This is a genomic window from Pseudoalteromonas sp. S3776 (genome assembly GCF_005886915.1).
GTDB lineage: Bacteria > Pseudomonadota > Gammaproteobacteria > Enterobacterales > Alteromonadaceae > Pseudoalteromonas.
The window spans coordinates 1-335 of record NZ_PNCU01000124.1 but is presented as its reverse complement, the minus strand read 5'-3'; the positions used below and the strand labels follow the sequence as shown (position 1 = coordinate 335).

At 48.1% G+C, this 335-nt stretch carries 1 protein-coding gene; it reads right to left on the bottom strand.

Annotation, left to right across the window (positions count from 1 at the left end):
• On the bottom strand, positions 1-317 hold a 317-nt coding region (locus tag CWC16_RS19410), incomplete at its 3' end, for a helix-turn-helix domain-containing protein (RefSeq protein WP_138542689.1).
• Between the last annotated feature and the right edge of the window lie 18 nt (positions 318-335).

The following is a 335-nucleotide window of genomic DNA, read 5'->3' as shown; positions in this document are numbered from 1 at the left end:
TTGATAATACCTTCTTTCTCAAGTCGCCCAGCCACTTGTTCAGGGCTCCAGTCACCACAGCTAATATCATCAGATATTCGCCGCTTAATCTCTTCAGTCAGTTTGACAGCCTTGAGCTTTTCTTGATGTCTCTGTTGAGCGGTACGATGGGCCTGCTGGTGGCTGTAGCCTCTCAGCCCCTTGTTACGGCTGATTTCCCGCGACACTGTAGGCTGTGTCCGGCCAAGCTTTTTAGCAATTTGATTCTGAGATACCCCATTTTTGAGTTCAGTTTCGATATAATGTCTCTCTTCAGAGCTCAGGTGTGTATAGGCCATCCTTGGCTTCCTCTGTAC